A 16,166-nucleotide genomic window follows, 5' to 3' on the forward strand; every position below is an offset into this window, starting at 1 on the left:
GTAAGCCTCGTATCATGTATAAAGGAAGGATCCTTCTTTTCAAGATTCAGGAAAATAGAAGATTAGCATTTAACAAACAGGATAGTGCCAGATTTAAAACGCTTAATGTAATTCAAATCAAGTATATTTCCTAATCAATTTTTCAGGAGTATAATAGATTTTTACAGAGAGAAAGTTATAGTAGAAAGAAGTGTAATTATGGAGAATCACGCGAAAGAGAAAAAGCTCGGCATTTTAGCTGGTGGCGGAGCTTATTTTTTATGGGGATGCCTCCCGGTCTATTGGAAATTAGCAGGTGATGTATCAGATTTGGAGATATTGGCACACCGGATCCTATGGTCTTTTGTGTTTATGGTGCTCCTGGTCTTTTGTTTTGGTAAGACAAAAAGCGTTTTTGGGGAAATCAAGGGTATACTCAAACAACCTAAATTAACCTTGGCGATTACCCTCGCAACTCTATTAATCTCAGCTAACTGGTTTATCTTTATCTTTTCAGTCAATAGCAATAATATATTATCCGCCAGCATGGGCTATTATATCAATCCAATCGTCAACGTCATACTGGCGATGATTTTCTTAAAAGAAAGACTAAGCAATGGCGAAAAGATTGCTGTTTTATCGGCCATAATTGGTGTAGTTATTCTAACATGGAGTCAAGGCTCTATTCCCTGGCCTGCCATATGCATGGCGCTTACCTTCGGGTTATACGGCCTGATCAAGAAAATGGTATCGATTAATCCGTGGACAGGTTTAACACTCGAAACCATGATCCTTGCACCGGTTGGACTGATTTATCTTTTATTTTTTGCAGAGCATCCGTTTTTATCGTACAGCACGCAAGTTAATTTAGTTCTTGTCGGAGCAGGAGTGATAACCGCCATTCCATTATTGCTTTTTGCGGAAGGAACCAAACGAATCAGTTATACCATGATTGGATTTTTACAATATTTAGCTCCAACCCTTATGCTAGTGATGGCGGTAACTGTCTATGATGAAACCTTCACTATCCTTCAGGGAGTTTCCTTCTTGTTTATCTGGATCGCTTTGATTATCTACACGGCATCCAACCTATATCGAGCAAGAAAGCACAAGAAAAGCGCTAGCTAAAACATAGGAAAAGAGATGACTAAAACAGTCATCTCTTTTTTGAATAGGATTAGAAATAAGCCATCTCATATTGTTCATAATACAATTCAAGTTCATCAACCGAGGACTTATAAAGAGGAATGGAATCTAATTCATCCCCACCAAAAATAAAATCTAAATTCTGATCACTTACTTTTTTGAACATGAATGAAACATCCTCTACATCCGTCGTCACTTTAATATATTCAGAATCGGAATCTTCCATGTTCAGTTCCATTACAAGCTCTTCCTCTTCATCATACATAATAAGATGCCCCATATGACGATCAGAACTCATCACAATTTCGAAGAAGTAAGGGCCATATTCTACTCCATATCCATCAAGAATCTCCTCTTCTGTACCCTCTACGCCCCAAATACCATCTATATCAGCCAACGATAAAGTATTGTTGTAGACCAATTGATTCCCATAATAAATTTTCGTATAGGTATCCGCATATTCAAATGTTTGCTGATCATCTGTATCATGAGTACTAAAGGATTTTACTTGTTCATCTTCAGTTGTGTACACGACATGATCCACATAGGATACAAAGCTGGTCACATCATCCGCGATTTTCTTCCCATCCAAAATCAACGTATGATCCGCTGATAAATAGATGATTTGATCATCTACAATTGACCAGCAAAGCTGGCTAGCAGAATCCCTCATGACCTCGCCTGCTATTTCCGTAGGATTCCCGGAATGGTTCACCCTGTACATGGTATACGACTCATCAAAATAATAGATGTCATCCTTTAGTAAAAAGAAATCTACAACGCGCTCTGCAATCGTTTCAGATTTTTTGTCCCCAATCTCCTTCAAGAGCAATTGCTGATTTCCATTCAAGTAAATATAGGATTCTCCATCTTTCTCATAATCCAAAACATCAGAAGCGATTTTAGTCACTTCATCCTTATTGGATACACAGTAAAGTTCTCCTATATCCCCCTGATAGTCTGCTAGATAGGAATACTCTCCTCCGTCTCCTACATGAAATCCGCCATAATCATGGCTATCCGCATGAATGTTAACATTCTTTTTCTGTTCTAAGTCTCTGCTATATAATTCACCATCATCCGTGCAAATTAGTATCTTTGTACCATTCTCTGATTCTTGAAAATTCGCTACCTTTGAGGCCAGTTTTTCTTCCCCTTCATCTTTTGTAAGAACATATAAATCTTTGTTTTTATTGATATAAAACAAACGATCCCCGTCTGATGATAGCCTGTATTGCACAATATGAGAACGAACCTTCTCAGCCTCGGATTCATCAAACATGACGTATAATTGATTTTTCTTCTCTGTTAGATAAGCAAGAGAGCTCTCATCAAAAGAGATTTGATACGGCAGTCTACTGGTTGATACTTTTTCAGCTATTCTCTTTTTCTGCCCTTCTTTATAGCTGTATAAATCATTGTCTCCATTTATATAAATTAGTCCGTGATGATCGTCCCGATAATGGAGCGTATCCTCCCTAACATCTGAATCTACCTTTTCGATATCATGGTCTACTTCTTTAATATACAAATCCGTTTCCTTCAGCATGACATACGCATCATCATTTACGTCATGTTCCCGATAAGTCGATGTACCGCCGTTGTCCGAACAACTTGTAAGCACACTTAATAAGCATATAGATAACAAGATGGATGATTTTCGGATTGACAAAGAACTCCCCTCTTTCAAATATACTGTAGTTGTATAAATTATATCATAATAATAAAAATACATTTAAAAGTATGAATAATTACAAGATTACAATATCGTTAGAAAGCAAGAGTCCTTGGTGTCTTTTTACAGTGAATTAAAAAAGGTTGTTTGAAAGTCACTTTCACTGACTTTCAAACAACCTCCATTTCTTCTATGTTATTTACGGAATTCCATTAATCCCTCATTCAGTTCTTTTGTTTGATGATAGATCTGTTTATATAATCGGAACAAAGATTGATAGGTTTCTACATTTTCCGCGATTGGTTCGTATTCTTTACCAGTAACGGTGAACACCTCCGCACATTCCTTCAAGGAAGAGAACCAGTTACAGCCATATGCCGCAAGCATAGCTGCCCCAACGGCTGGTCCCTGCTCACTCTTCAATTTAACGACAGTTGCATTGAAAATATCGGCTTGAATTTGGAGCCATGTCTCATTTTTAGCTCCTCCCCCGATGGAGACAACACGATCAATCGTTTTCCCCTTTTCACGGAAAATTTCGATGGATTCATGCAAGGAGAACGTAATTCCTTCGATGATAGATCGGGCAAAGTGAAGGCGTGTATGCAGGGCATCCACTCCAATAAAACTACCGCGAATCTTTGCATCTGGATGAGGCGTTCTTTCACCGGATAGATAAGGGGTAAAGAGCAGCCCACTTGCGCCAGGCGGAATCGATTCAAGGCCATTCAACAATTCTTCCATGGATTCTTCACTTGCAAATTGTTCTTTAAACCATGCTAAGCTCTGTCCCGCTGACAGGGTTACGCCCATCGTATAGTAGGCATTCTCTTCTCCATGATTTAAATAATGGACCTTTCCTTCGAAATCACAATTTCCTGATTCTTCATAAGAAAGAATAACACCCGATGTTCCAATACTGCATAAAGTTTTACCATCATGTAAGATGCCAGCACCAATAGCTCCACACGCATTATCAGCTCCACCGGCAAAAATTTTCGTCTCTGGAAGCAATCCTGTTTCTTCTGCAAAATCAGGAACAAGGGTACCCACACAAGCATGGGATTCAACCAATGGAGGACATATCTCTTCTTTAATGTCCATGATTCTGCAAATCTCACTACTCCAGCATTTATTGCCCACATCAAGCAAGAGCGTTCCAGCTGCATCCGAATATTCGCTGTGAATAACCCCTGTCATTCGATAACGAAGGTAATCTTTAGGAAGCATAAAGTAAGCCATTTTTTCATAGATAGCTGGTTCATGTTCCTTTACCCATAAAAGCTTGGTTAACGTAAAGCCCTCTAATGCCGGATTTTTCGTAATCGAGATCAGCTTCTCTTTTCCGACCCTGTCATAGATGGTTTGACACTGAGCCGTTGTCCTTGTATCATTCCAAAGAATGGCTGGACGCAATACGGATATATCAGCATCTACCATGACCAGGCCATGCATTTGCCCTGAAAAACTAATTCCCTCAATCGATGAAACGTCCCCATTGAACTCTTTCACTAATTCCTTTAAGGCTTCCTTTGTTTTCATCACCCATTGCTCCGGATCCTGCTCACTATAGCCGGACTTTTCATGAATCAGCGGATACGCTTTGGACACTTCCCCGCATATTTCACCCTCTTGATTCATCAGCAATGTTTTAACCGAACTGGTCCCAAGATCTACCCCAATCACATATCGCATCTACGCCACTCCTCTTCTCTATAAAAAATACATATCTATTGCAAACCTGCACACTTTTTGATATCGCTTACATTGTATCTATACCTTTAATTTTAGCACCGGACACCTAGTTTGTCTAATGGATGAACTAAGTTTTTTATTTTTTAAGAATATGATATAACTAACAATAGGGATAAAAAGAAGGAGTATAGATATGAAGTGGAATCAGCAAACAATCAAAATCAATAACAAACAAAAAGTATTGGATACCATTCGCGAGGATGCCCCCATTTCAAGATCAGATTTAGCACAAAAACTCGGCCTGACAAAAGGAACCGTTTCCTCCCTCGTCAACGAGCTTTTGGAAGCCAATATCTGTTATGAAACCGGACCGGGAGAATCAAGTGGTGGCAGACGTCCGGTCATGCTTCTCTTTCAACATTCCGCAGCCCATGTAATCGGGATTGATATCGGAGTTAATTACATACTTGGTGTGCTCACCGACCTAAATGGAACCATCGTCAAAGAGCTCAAACAACCGGCAATGAATCCGGACTATGACGAAGCATTCCAAATCATAACCAATTTAATTCGTTCCCTCCTCTCTTCCGCTCCTGAAAGTACATATGGGGTAGTTGGAATTGGCTTGGCTGTTCCAGGAATCGTTAACATAGAAGGCGAACTCTTACTCGCTCCTAATTTAAAGTGGGAACATAAGAAATTGAAAGAACAAATCCAGGAGGAATTTAACCTTCCCGTCCTGATTGAAAATGAAGCAAATGCCGGTGCCTTTGCCGAAAGAAAGATAAGCTCCACCCAATCCTCAGATCATATGGTTTATATAAGTGCTGGGATTGGAATAGGGGTTGGAATGATTCTAAACGGTGAGCTCTATCGAGGTTCATGCGGATTTGCCGGTGAAATGGGGCATATGATGATTCAATACGATGGATTGCCATGTTCCTGCGGAAGCAAAGGATGCTGGGAATTATATGCGTCTGAAAAGGCATTAATAAAAAAGGCCTCTTCCATCCTTGAATCAAACGAAGAATGGACACTGGAAAAATTAATTGAACTAGCAGCTACTGAGAAGCAAGTTCAAGCGATTTTTACAGAAACAGCCAAATTCCTCGGAATTGGCATAGCCAATATCGTCAACACCCTCAATCCTGATCAAATCATCATCGGAAACCGCCTCGCTATGGCAAAAGACTGGATTAAGGATCAAGTGGAAACGGTTGTGAATGTATGTGCATTAAATGTCAGCAAAACGGACTTACAAATTCAGTTTTCCGATTTATCCATCTATTCATCCGCTCTTGGTGTATCCGCGTTTGCCGTCGAAGATTTTATTGAAAACATTTGTAAGCAGGCCATCCAGTAGAGGTTGATTTTTTAAATTAGGTTGTCCCATCGGGATTAGTCCGGAAAAGAACGGTAGAAGGCAGGAATGTTTATGTATAAACATTTCTGCCTTTTTATTTCATCTTACCTAATTCAGAAAGAGCCACAAGGAATGATTTAAAATAGATACATCCCCAAATGAATGCACTTGCACTATTTCCCTTACAGACATCCAAATCTAAGCATTCCTAGAATAGGTAATGGACAAGATTAAAAAGAAACTAATTGTTTTAAAATCGTCTTATTGGTGGTAATAGGTTAATAACAGAACCATTTTACTTTTTACGAAAGGCGGAATTTACCGTGACCGTATTAGATAAAACGCACTTATTCGATTTTATTGATAGTACCTTTGGTGATAAAGATAATTGTTATTCCGACTTACTTTGGTATATGGAAACAAATTTTAAAAACATCGGTGATGCTATGCATTGGCTGCAAGATCTGATTGACTATGATTGCACGCCATATTTAATCATGTATGATGAAGACGATCAACTATTCAATAAATATAGAGATCCGATTAATCAATTGTTTCCAGAAATTGAATTTAAACTTGCTTCTATCGGACAAAATATAAAGAATACTGCGGTTTCTTTTTGTATCAAACATCACGCTTTCAACCTTAAAAATTATATTCAAGGACACACGGGCTATCCGTATTAAAGGATAGCTTTTTTTGTGCAAAGTTAAAATCATCCCCCCTTAGCCTGATTTCTGTTTCTTGGCTACCGTCACAACGTAAGATTATTTATCTATCAAGGAAAAAATAAAGAAGGATATTACTTATTTCCTCAATCTATTCAATCATCAACATATTGGACTCATCAAACTTCCACATCTCTCCATAAGCCACTTCCAATAATAGTCGTCTGGATCCATATTCATTTTTATCCTCCTAATTGGTTTACCTGTAACAATTCGATTCGTTAAACTGCTTGATTTTTTACAAATAAAAAAACCGCTTTTCAAGGCGGTTTTCATCTTTTAAGGTGTGTTTATATTAAACGTGTCTCCATCTTCTATATTTCCTGATTTAAACCCTTTTTTAAACCATCTCATTCGCTGTTCAGATGTACCATGGGTAAAACTTTCCGGCACCACATACCCTTGAGCTCTTTTTTGAATCGTATCATCGCCAACGGCACTCGCAGCTGTGATAGCCTCTTCCAGGTCACCCTCTTCCAGCAAATCCATACTCTTTGCATGGTGAGCCCATACACCGGCTAAATAATCAGCCTGTAATTCAAAGCGCACCGAATAATCATTAGAATTGGCACGCTGATTTTTTTCTGTTTCCAGTATGGTTTGGACATGGTGACCCACTTCATGGGCAACGACATAGGCCATTGCAAAGTCACCCGGTGCTTGAAACTCTCTTTTCAACTCATCATAGAAACTTAAATCTATATAAAGCTTATGATCCCCCGGACAATAGAATGGTCCAACCGAGGAACCAGCTGTCCCACAGGCCGACTGAACACTATCATGATAAATAACGAGAGTAGGTTCTTCATAAACCAATCCCTCTTCTTTAAAAAGCTTCGTCCAAACCTCTTCCGTATCTGCTAAAACGACTGATACAAATTCCGCCAATTCCTCTTCTTCCTGTGTTCCAACGTACTCTGTGTTGGTCGTATTAGTCGTTGACGATCCTCCCAATTGATTCAATAGTTCTGTCGGATTTCCACCTAGTAGTGTAATCACCAGCAGAATAATGATTCCACCAATTCCACCGCCTATTATGCCTTTACTCTTCATTCCTCTGCGGTCTTCCACATTATCACTAGCTCTTCTGCCCTTCCACTTCATATGTTTTCCTCCCAGTCATTCTTAACTATCTATTGCCTATACCCTTAAATGGATGGGAGTCATTCATTAAGTTGGTAGATTAGCTTATTTCATCATGTAATAAAGATAAGCCAAATCTCTCAGTCTGTATATTCTTCCTAGTCATATTCTATTATTTTCTTTTAAATCCCCTAAATAGAGTACTACTTTACGCCAAAGGGTATATATACTGTATTAAGAAGGATAAAAAATCAATAATAAAGGATGTTTAAAAATGAGAGCATTCAAAGTGGGGAAACCGGTATTTATTATTGAAAAAGGTGAAAAGATAGAGGGAGTCATTGCCCAAGTCGATAACACTAAACAAACAGCCACTGTCTATTTTAAAGAACCTATTTATCATCTAAGAAAAAGAACATTCCGCTATGATTATCTGCATAGTTTAGACGAGACAGCTCTGACCGCAGACGACTATCTAGATCTCATGAATCTCGCTAAATCTTTGGGCCAAAATCAGCTGTATGAAGAATTTAAGTCTGATTTGGGAAATCTTAATACACACTAAACCTCGCTGTACCCATCTTACATCTATAAACGTATTCTTCTAAAATGAAACAATCCTATCAAAAAGAGGGCCTATATGACCCTCTGCCTTTAATACATTTCCAACGTGAAAAGAGAAAAGACCTATGCTGCAAAATGGCTATATATTCAATTTATAGCCTTATTTCTATTAACAAAAAACCAGCTTGAGTCAGACTCAAGCTGGTTTTCTATTAAACTACTATTCACTTACTCTGAAAAACGCTTACTGTTTTCTTTTCCAAACATACAAGCCGCTTCCAGCAATCAGGAATATTGCTAAAACTAAAAGAATGTTTAATGTAGTTTGGCCAGTTTTAGGATTTTCAATGAATTTATGCACTCCTTGAACGACTGTGTCAATGACAGTTGGTTCTTCCTGGTCTACAGTAGCTGAGTTATCTTGATCCGGTGTAACGACTGGAGCATCCTCTTCAGATACTTTAACCGTTACAGAACCTTCATCAACTATTTCTTTACCATCAATAACCACTTTTGCTACCGCAATGTTCGTTAATTCACCAACATCCTCCGCAGTAGCCACATGTTCGACTGTAAATGTTTCGGTTTCGCCAACTTCAAGTTTCTCAATAACTATATCAAGACCAACCATTTCGTCCACTACGTTCACGTTAGTCAAGGCATGTTTGCCTGTGTTCGTAACTGTAATCGTGTATGTGATCGTTTCTCCGACTTTAACCTCTTCTTTATCCGCTTGTTTATTCACTTCAAGAGCGTAAGTTGGATCAACGATGACAGTGACATCATCACTAATTGGATCCATACCTTCTACAATTGCTGTTATTACATTTTTATACGTTGTATCAGGTAGGTCTTTTTTCGGAATCACATAGTCAACAGTGTACGTAGCTCTTTCGCCAACTCTAAGATTAAATGGACCTGTGTATTCTTTCAGTTCCAATTGTTCAATACTAGCATCTCCATTTTTACTGAAGATGCCTTCAAGTGAGATCCCTTCCAAATCAATGTCACCATTATTCGTTACGGTGATTGTATAATGGATTGTTTCACCTTGTTTGTATTCTTGTTTGTCTGTTGTTTTGGACACTTCAAGACTAGGAGTTCCTTTCGTGTTTTCGATTGGCATTTCGACTACAGATTGATCGTCGATTGTAACTGTCCATGTTTGTCCTTCTTTAAAAATATACCCTTTAGGAGCCTTCGTTTCTTGTAATACATATTCTCCATATGGCAAGTTTTCAAAGAACGCTACCCCTTCTTTATCAGTAGTAAGAGTTTGGACATTTCCTTCTTTATCTGTAAGCGTAAATTCTGCTTCTTCTAAGACTTTCTTGTTATCTGCAGAATCGACTTTTACTACTTTTAAGTCACCAACTGGCTCATAACTGTTAGTAAAAGTTACTACCGTTCTATTATTTTCACTTACCACTATTTGACCTTCAAGGGCTTCTATAGATTCTTCCGTACCGCTGACTTGATAACTTGTTCCTAGATAGTTGTAAGATTCATTATTGTAAGCTTGATCAGGTTTGACTTCCTTGATGGTATACTTGCCAGGCGTCAAGCCTTTTAGTACCTTATTATCTCCGGCAGGTATAGTGATTTCTTGCTCAGAATCATCTGGGCCTGTAATAATGAAGGTAAATTCAGCAGCACCCAAGTGATCCTCAGATACTCCAGTCACCTCTTTATTCACCAGTACGCTACCAAGCTCATAGCTGTTAGTGATGTTGAAGTCCTTAACTGTTGCTTTGTATCCAGGAACTGGTTCCTCAGCCACAGTGTACTTGATTTCCTCACCGCTAGCGTACTTATCAAGATCATTGAAGGTATACTTCCAGTTGCCATCCTCATTAGGTGTCACGTTGATACTTTCGACTTTCTTGTCGTTAGCCAACAGGTTTACCGTAATGGATTTTGGACGCTTGTTATCCTGATCTTCGTTGTCATCCCATGTTTTTGTACCAGAAACTTTGATTTTCTCTGGCTCATGAGTATTGATAATGTCATGTCCCTTAACGACTGTGTCGTATCCGGCAACTGCTTCTTCGGTTATAGTGTACCTAATCTCTTTACCTTCCTTATATTTCGGTAGGTTGGTAAAACTATATGTCCACTTATCTTCTTCAGTTACAGTCTTGCTGTCAACCTTCTCACCGTCAGCCAATAGGTTTACCGTGATATTTTCAGGGCGTTTGCCGTCTTGGTTATTCGCATCTTCCCATGTTTTTGTACCGGAGACTTCTGTTACCTCAGGTTTATGGGTATTCGTGATGTTATGGCCATTAATAATTGTCTCGTATTCAGCAACGGCCTCCTCCGTCAAAGTGTACTCGACTTCCTGACCTACCTTGCCTTCCTTGTATTTAGGTAAGTTGCTGAAACTATATTTCCACTTATCCTTAGCCGTCACAGTCTTTTCATCAATTTTCTTACCATCTGCCAATAGATTTACTGTAATAGATTCTGGGCGCTTACCGTCTTGGTTATCCGCATCGTTCCATGTTTTGGTTCCAGAAACTTTGATTTTCTCAGGCTCATGAGTATTAGTAATGTCATGTCCCTTAACGACTGTTTCGTATTCGGCCACTGCTTCCTCGGTTATAGTGTACTCAATTTCTTTACCTTCCTTATATCTTGGAAGGTCAGCAAAACTGTATGCCCACTTTTCCTTAGCCGTCACAGTCTTTTCGTCAATTTTCTCGCCATCCGCCAACAGGTTCACCGTGATGCTTTCTGGACGCTTGCCATCTTGGTTATCCGCATCGTTCCATGTTTTTGTACCAGAAACTTTGGTAACCTCAGGTTTATGGGTGTTCGTAATGTTAAGGCCATTAACAGCTGTCTCATATCCAGCGACTTCATTCTCTTTCAAAGTGTACTCAATTTCTTGGCCTTCCTTGTATTTAGGAAGGTTATCGAAACTATATTTCCACTTATCCTTGGCTGTCACAGTCTTACTGTCTATTTTCTCACCGTTAGCCAATAGATTTACCGTGATAGTTTCTGGGCGCTTACCGTCTTGGTTGTTGGCATCGTTCCATGTTTTGGTGCCTGATAAAGAGATTGTCTCTACCTCATGAGTATTCGTAATGGTGAATCCAACAGTGGCATCTCCTGCAATCGTTGTAGTATAGTCAGGTACTTCGCTAATCTCCTCGACAGTGTATTCAATTGCTGTTCCACTTGAATACTCATCAAGCTTGGTCCATGTGTAGGACCAATTGTTACTTTCATCAAGCACTATAAGTTCACCGTGAGTTTCACCGTTAGCTAGCAGTTGAACCTTAATGGATTCTGGACGCTTTCCATCCTGGTTGTTAGCATCATTCCAAACCTTATTTACGGTAACTGAAGTCTTACCAGGTGTGTGGACATTCATAATGTTGTAATCCTCTATAGTAGTTGCATAATCAGATATTGCGTCTTCTGTGACAGAATACTTGACTTCATTTCCATTAACATACTTGTCAAGATTTTCAAAACTGTATGTCCAACCATTTTTGGCTGTCACAGTCTTACTATCTATCTTCTGACCGTCAGCCAATAAGTTCACCGTGATAGAGCTTGGGCGCTTGCCGTCCTGATTATCATTATCATCCCATGTTTTTTTACCAGTGACATTGATTTTCTCAGGTGTATGAGTGTTCGTAATATTATAACCTTCTATCTTCGTCTCGTATCCTTCAACTTCGTCCTCGGTCACAGTGTACTCGATTTTTTCACCTTCACTATACTTCGGTAGGTCGGTGAAGCTGTATGTCCAACCATTTTCGGCTGTCACAGTCTTACTATCAACCATCTCACCGTCAGCCAATACGTTCACCGTGATGGAATCTGGGCGCTTACCGTCCTGGTCGTCCTTATCATTCCATGTTTTGGTTCCGGAGATATTCACTTTCTCAGGTTCATGCGTGTTCTTGATGTCATGGCCATCAACCGTTGCTTTATAACCCTCTACAGGTTCCTCACTCACGGTGTAGACGATTTCCTTACCACCGGCGTACTTGTCAAGATCTGTGAAGCTATACTTCCAGTTCCCTTCCTCATCAGGAGTCACTGTTGCTTTATCAACTTTCTCTCCGTCAGCCAACAGATTCACCGTGATAGATTCTGGGCGTTTACCGTCCTGGTTATCCGCATCATCCCATGTTTTGGTTCCGGAGATGTTCACTTTCTCAGGTTCATGCGTATTCTTGATGTCATGGCCATCAACCGTTGCTTTGTAACTCTCTACAGGTTCCTCACTCACGGTGTAGACAATTTCCTTACCACCAGCGTATTTGTCATAACCAGTGAAGCTGTACTTCCAGTTGCCATCCTTATCAGGTTCTACTGTTGCACTCTTGACTTTCTTACCATTAGCCAACAGGTTCACCGTGATAGATTCTGGGCGTTTACCGTCCTGGTTGTCCTTGTCATCCCATGTTTTAGTACCGGAAATATTCACTTTCTCAGGTTCATGCGTGTTCTTGATGTCATGGCCATCAACCGTTGCTTTATAACCCTCTACAGGTTCCTCACTCACGGTGTAAACGATTTCCTTACCACCAGCGAACTTGTCAAGATCCGTAAAGCTGTACTTCCAGTTGCCATCCTTATCAGGTTCTACTGTTGCACTCTTGACTTTCTTGCCATTAGCCAATAGGTTCACCGTGATAGATTCTGGGCGTTTACCGTCCTGGTTGTCCGCATCATCCCATGTTTTCGTGCCGGAGATGTTAACTTTCTCAGGTTCATACGTGTTCGTAATGTTATAGCCATCAACGATTGTTGTATAACCCTCTACAGCTTCCTCGCTAACAGTATAGACGATTTCCTTACCACCAGCGAACTTGTCAAGATCCGTAAAGCTGTACGTCCAGTTGCCATCTTCATCAGGTGTCACTTTTACACTCTTGACTTTCTTGCCATTAGCCAACAAATTCACTGTAATGCTGTCCGGACGCTTACCGTCTTGGTCTTCACCATCGACCCATGTTTTGGTTCCAGAGATTTCAGTTATCTCTGGTGTATAAGTGTTAGTAATGTTATAACCTTCTACCTCAGTCTCATATCCTGCGACTGCCTCTTCTGTTATAGTGTACGTAATTTCCTTACCGTTCTTATATTTAGGAAGGTTAGTGAAACTGTACGTCCACTCATCCTTGGCGGTCACAGTTTTACTATCGTATGGCGTTCCATCCGCCAATAGGTTCACCGTAATAGACTCTGGACGCTTACCATCTTGGTCTTCACCATCGACCCATGTTTTGGTTCCAGAGACTTCAGTTATCTTTGGTGTATAAGTGTTAGTAATGTTATAACCTTCTACCTCAGTCTCATATCCTGCGACTGCCACTTCTGTGATAGTGTACGTAATTTCCTTACCGTCCTTATATTTAGGAAGGTTAGTGAAACTGTACGTCCACTCATCCTTGGCGGTCACGGTTTTACTATCGTATGGCTCACCATCCGCCAATAGGTTCACCGTAATAGACTCTGGACGCTTGCCGTCCTGATTGTTAGCATCATCCCATGTTTTAGTACCGGAAACTGTTGTTAAATATACATCCGTTGTTACTTCATTACTTGTAAATGTTTTACCTTTTACTTCATCTTTTATTACCGCCTGGTTAGGGATAACATATTGATCCCCAGAAACCTCAAAATCTATATTTTCTTTAACCTTAGCCTTAAAGGAAACTGTTATTACTGGATTATCCTTAAGATTATCAATTTCGACAGTCAATGTTTCCCCATCAAAATTAATAGTTGGTTGTTCTGTCGTCGTTGGTTCTTTTCCATTAATGAGAACAGAAACAGAATCTTCGTCTAAATCAAGCCCCTTATCCAATTTATCAGTTAGTACTACTTTATTTGAACCTGTAGCAACAACATCTTTAGCTGTAATGGTATAATCAAGCGTATCTCCCAAATTAGCTTCTGATTTGCTTACAGATTTGATAACTTCCGGAAAGGCAATGGATGTTGTTATTTTTAAATGAGACTCTGTAGTATGGCGTTCCATATAGAAAAAGTCAAAAGTATATGTTTCACCTCTTGTTAATCCAAGTGAATCTAAATAAATGACACCGTCTGCTTGTTCGTGAATACCACCTAAATCCATAGCGAGCTCACCATTGATAAATACCCAAACATCATCATCACCTTTAAAGTTAAATACCTCTCCACCTTGATAAGTGAAAGATGTATGCATCTCTAAAGTGAAGTGATAATTATGATATCTTTTTTGACCATCTCTTTCTTCATTCCCAAGTAGTTTGTCATCAATTGGGTAGAAGTGATTAGCGGTGTACTCATACATCCCATCACTATTTTTTTTAAGTGGTAATGTTGTTGTTAGTACCCTATCGTCATCCGAAACGGTAAATAGGTCCTTAAGCCCCGATTTGATTGTAGCCTCGTCAGTTGGATTAACCGTTATCGGTTTTGTATAGTTTACCATTGCATCTGTGTATACTGGCTTCTTCCCTGGACCAATATTCTCCTCTACAAAACCCGGCATTACTTTGATTTCATCAGGAAAATTGGATTCAAATAAAATACCATCCGCATTAAAATCGCGAATTGTAATTGGTAGGTTTAGATCGCCTTGAGCATCAAGATTTGCATCAGATGCATTACTTTCTCCACGGTTAAATGGAATTTCTGCTGCTACCTCCACTTCATCATTTGCAGCTTTTTCTTTTTGAGAGGATGCCTTGATATCACTTTCATTAACTGATTCTTTTTCAGTTACTTCCTCTTTATCGGCGTTCTCCTCTGCAGAAGTAACAGAATTTTTTTCAACATTCTCTTCAGAAGAAATGCCAGATTCTTTATCTGCAGACTCTTCTTCTACTACTTCCTCCTCAGTTGAATCTGGGGCACTCTCTTCTGCTGTTGCTCCTTCTTCCTTGGTAGTTCCTTCTGCTGTTTCATCCGTTGTCACTTCTGGTTCTGGTGGTGTGACCTGAATCTCAACAGATTGAGTACCTCCGTTCTGAGAAGTTAGTTGTGGCATGTAGTCACCTGCTGCATCAGCAGATACTTGCACTTTCACAACTTGATCACTTTCTTCTTTCCAAGTAAAACTTAAGGATTGAGTATCTTTATTACTGATATCCATATTGTCTTGACCTTCAGTAAGTTCTTTAATACTCAAACCAGTTGGTACAGAGAAGGTTAATGTACCAGAATCTTCTCCACTGTCAGTAAGTGTTGCTGTTAGCATATCTCCTTCTAGAGGAGATGGATTGTCAAAACTGATTCCAACAGTTGCACTGTCAGCATTTACATACTGAGCTACCGGAGTTAAAATCGTTTGCACAAGAAGAAAAAGCAACGTCAGAATTGAGAATACTCTTTTTCTCTTGCGTTCTTTCTTGTAGTACCTACTCCGAGTCGATCTCATGATTCACACACCCTTATGAAGTTTTTTTGGAGCAGTTTTTAAAGCACTATTTAATTAATTTCTTAAAACATCTCCCCTCATTTATATTATTTACTAGAATAATATTTAAAAATAATAAATATCCTAGTAAACTATGTACACTCAATATATTATCAATTTTTAAATAATTTAAACTAATGTAATTATTAACATTAATTATACTAATATACAAATAGAATCATATTACAGCAGTGTTTTTTAAAGAATATCATAGAGTGAAGGGGCTAGTTAGGAAGTAAAAATCTATATTTTAAGGATTGATGATTTTCTAACAAATTAGTGACAAACAAACTTGGGGATTTCACTTTCTTATAGATGGCAAGTTTTGATTCATCGCAGACTCCTTTATACATGCAGACAAATAAAAAAAGCCTTTGTTAAAGGCTTTTTAAAAAGAGCTATATTTTCTATATTTCATACTTCTTTAAAGCAATACTTCAATAACTCTTCCAATTAAAGAATTATCCCTCAATCATGCAGAACGTTACATTCTAGCAG

Annotated in this window: 8 protein-coding genes; 4 read left to right on the forward strand and 4 right to left on the reverse strand. The window is 39.1% G+C overall.

The window, feature by feature from the left end:
- Nucleotides 1-198 precede the first annotated feature (198 nt).
- Nucleotides 199-1,107, forward strand: a complete 909-nt coding sequence (rarD, locus tag AC58NB_RS07585) for an EamA family transporter RarD (RefSeq protein ID WP_497426220.1) — start codon at nucleotides 199-201, stop codon at nucleotides 1,105-1,107.
- A gap of 49 nt (nucleotides 1,108-1,156) precedes the next feature.
- On the opposite strand, the gene AC58NB_RS07590 is transcribed toward rarD, so the two are convergent.
- Together AC58NB_RS07590 and xylB are read right to left on the reverse strand one after the other, a co-directional pair.
- Nucleotides 1,157-2,797 (reverse strand): hypothetical protein, encoded by a 1,641-nt coding sequence (locus AC58NB_RS07590; protein ID WP_497426221.1) that lies wholly within the window; start codon nucleotides 2,795-2,797, stop codon nucleotides 1,157-1,159.
- 198 nt (nucleotides 2,798-2,995) lie between these two features.
- Nucleotides 2,996-4,495: a xylulokinase gene (gene xylB, locus AC58NB_RS07595; protein ID WP_497426222.1), complete on the reverse strand. Its 1,500-nt coding sequence runs from the start codon at nucleotides 4,493-4,495 to the stop codon at nucleotides 2,996-2,998.
- A 193-nt stretch (nucleotides 4,496-4,688) separates the two neighbouring features.
- On the opposite strand from xylB, the gene AC58NB_RS07600 reads away from it, so the two are divergent.
- Nucleotides 4,689-5,858 (forward strand): ROK family protein, encoded by a 1,170-nt coding sequence (locus AC58NB_RS07600; RefSeq protein ID WP_497426223.1) that lies wholly within the window; start codon nucleotides 4,689-4,691, stop codon nucleotides 5,856-5,858.
- Nucleotides 5,859-6,181: 323 nt separating this feature from the next.
- Nucleotides 6,182-6,544, forward strand: a complete 363-nt coding sequence (locus AC58NB_RS07605) for a hypothetical protein (protein ID WP_497426224.1) — start codon at nucleotides 6,182-6,184, stop codon at nucleotides 6,542-6,544.
- 321 nt (nucleotides 6,545-6,865) lie between these two features.
- Here the strand turns inward: AC58NB_RS07605 and ypfJ are convergent, their stop codons facing one another.
- Nucleotides 6,866-7,690: a KPN_02809 family neutral zinc metallopeptidase gene (gene ypfJ / locus AC58NB_RS07610; protein ID WP_497426225.1), complete on the reverse strand. Its 825-nt coding sequence runs from the start codon at nucleotides 7,688-7,690 to the stop codon at nucleotides 6,866-6,868.
- Nucleotides 7,691-7,943: 253 nt separating this feature from the next.
- On the opposite strand from ypfJ, the gene AC58NB_RS07615 reads away from it, so the two are divergent.
- The gene (locus AC58NB_RS07615; RefSeq protein ID WP_497426226.1) at nucleotides 7,944-8,234 is read left to right on the forward strand and encodes a hypothetical protein; all 291 of its coding nucleotides are present in this window, start codon (nucleotides 7,944-7,946) and stop codon (nucleotides 8,232-8,234) included.
- 243 nt (nucleotides 8,235-8,477) lie between these two features.
- Here the strand turns inward: AC58NB_RS07615 and AC58NB_RS07620 are convergent, their stop codons facing one another.
- Nucleotides 8,478-15,629 carry a Cna B-type domain-containing protein gene (locus AC58NB_RS07620; RefSeq protein WP_497426227.1) on the reverse strand — a complete coding sequence of 2,384 codons (7,152 nt, stop codon included), beginning with the start codon at nucleotides 15,627-15,629 and terminating at the stop codon, nucleotides 8,478-8,480.
- Nucleotides 15,630-16,166 lie beyond the last annotated feature (537 nt).

This window comes from Pradoshia sp. TA40_28, assembly GCF_059694525.1.

Coding starts and splice junctions, on each gene's coding strand:
- AC58NB_RS07600 (WP_497426223.1), top strand. CDS start 4,689: ATGAAGTGGAATCAGCAAACAATCAAAATCAATAACAAACAAAAAGTA.
- xylB (WP_497426222.1), bottom strand. CDS start 4,495: ATGCGATATGTGATTGGGGTAGATCTTGGGACCAGTTCGGTTAAAACA.
- rarD (WP_497426220.1), top strand. CDS start 199: ATGGAGAATCACGCGAAAGAGAAAAAGCTCGGCATTTTAGCTGGTGGC.
- AC58NB_RS07615 (WP_497426226.1), top strand. CDS start 7,944: ATGAGAGCATTCAAAGTGGGGAAACCGGTATTTATTATTGAAAAAGGT.
- ypfJ (WP_497426225.1), bottom strand. CDS start 7,690: ATGAAGTGGAAGGGCAGAAGAGCTAGTGATAATGTGGAAGACCGCAGA.
- AC58NB_RS07620 (WP_497426227.1), bottom strand. CDS start 15,629: ATGAGATCGACTCGGAGTAGGTACTACAAGAAAGAACGCAAGAGAAAA.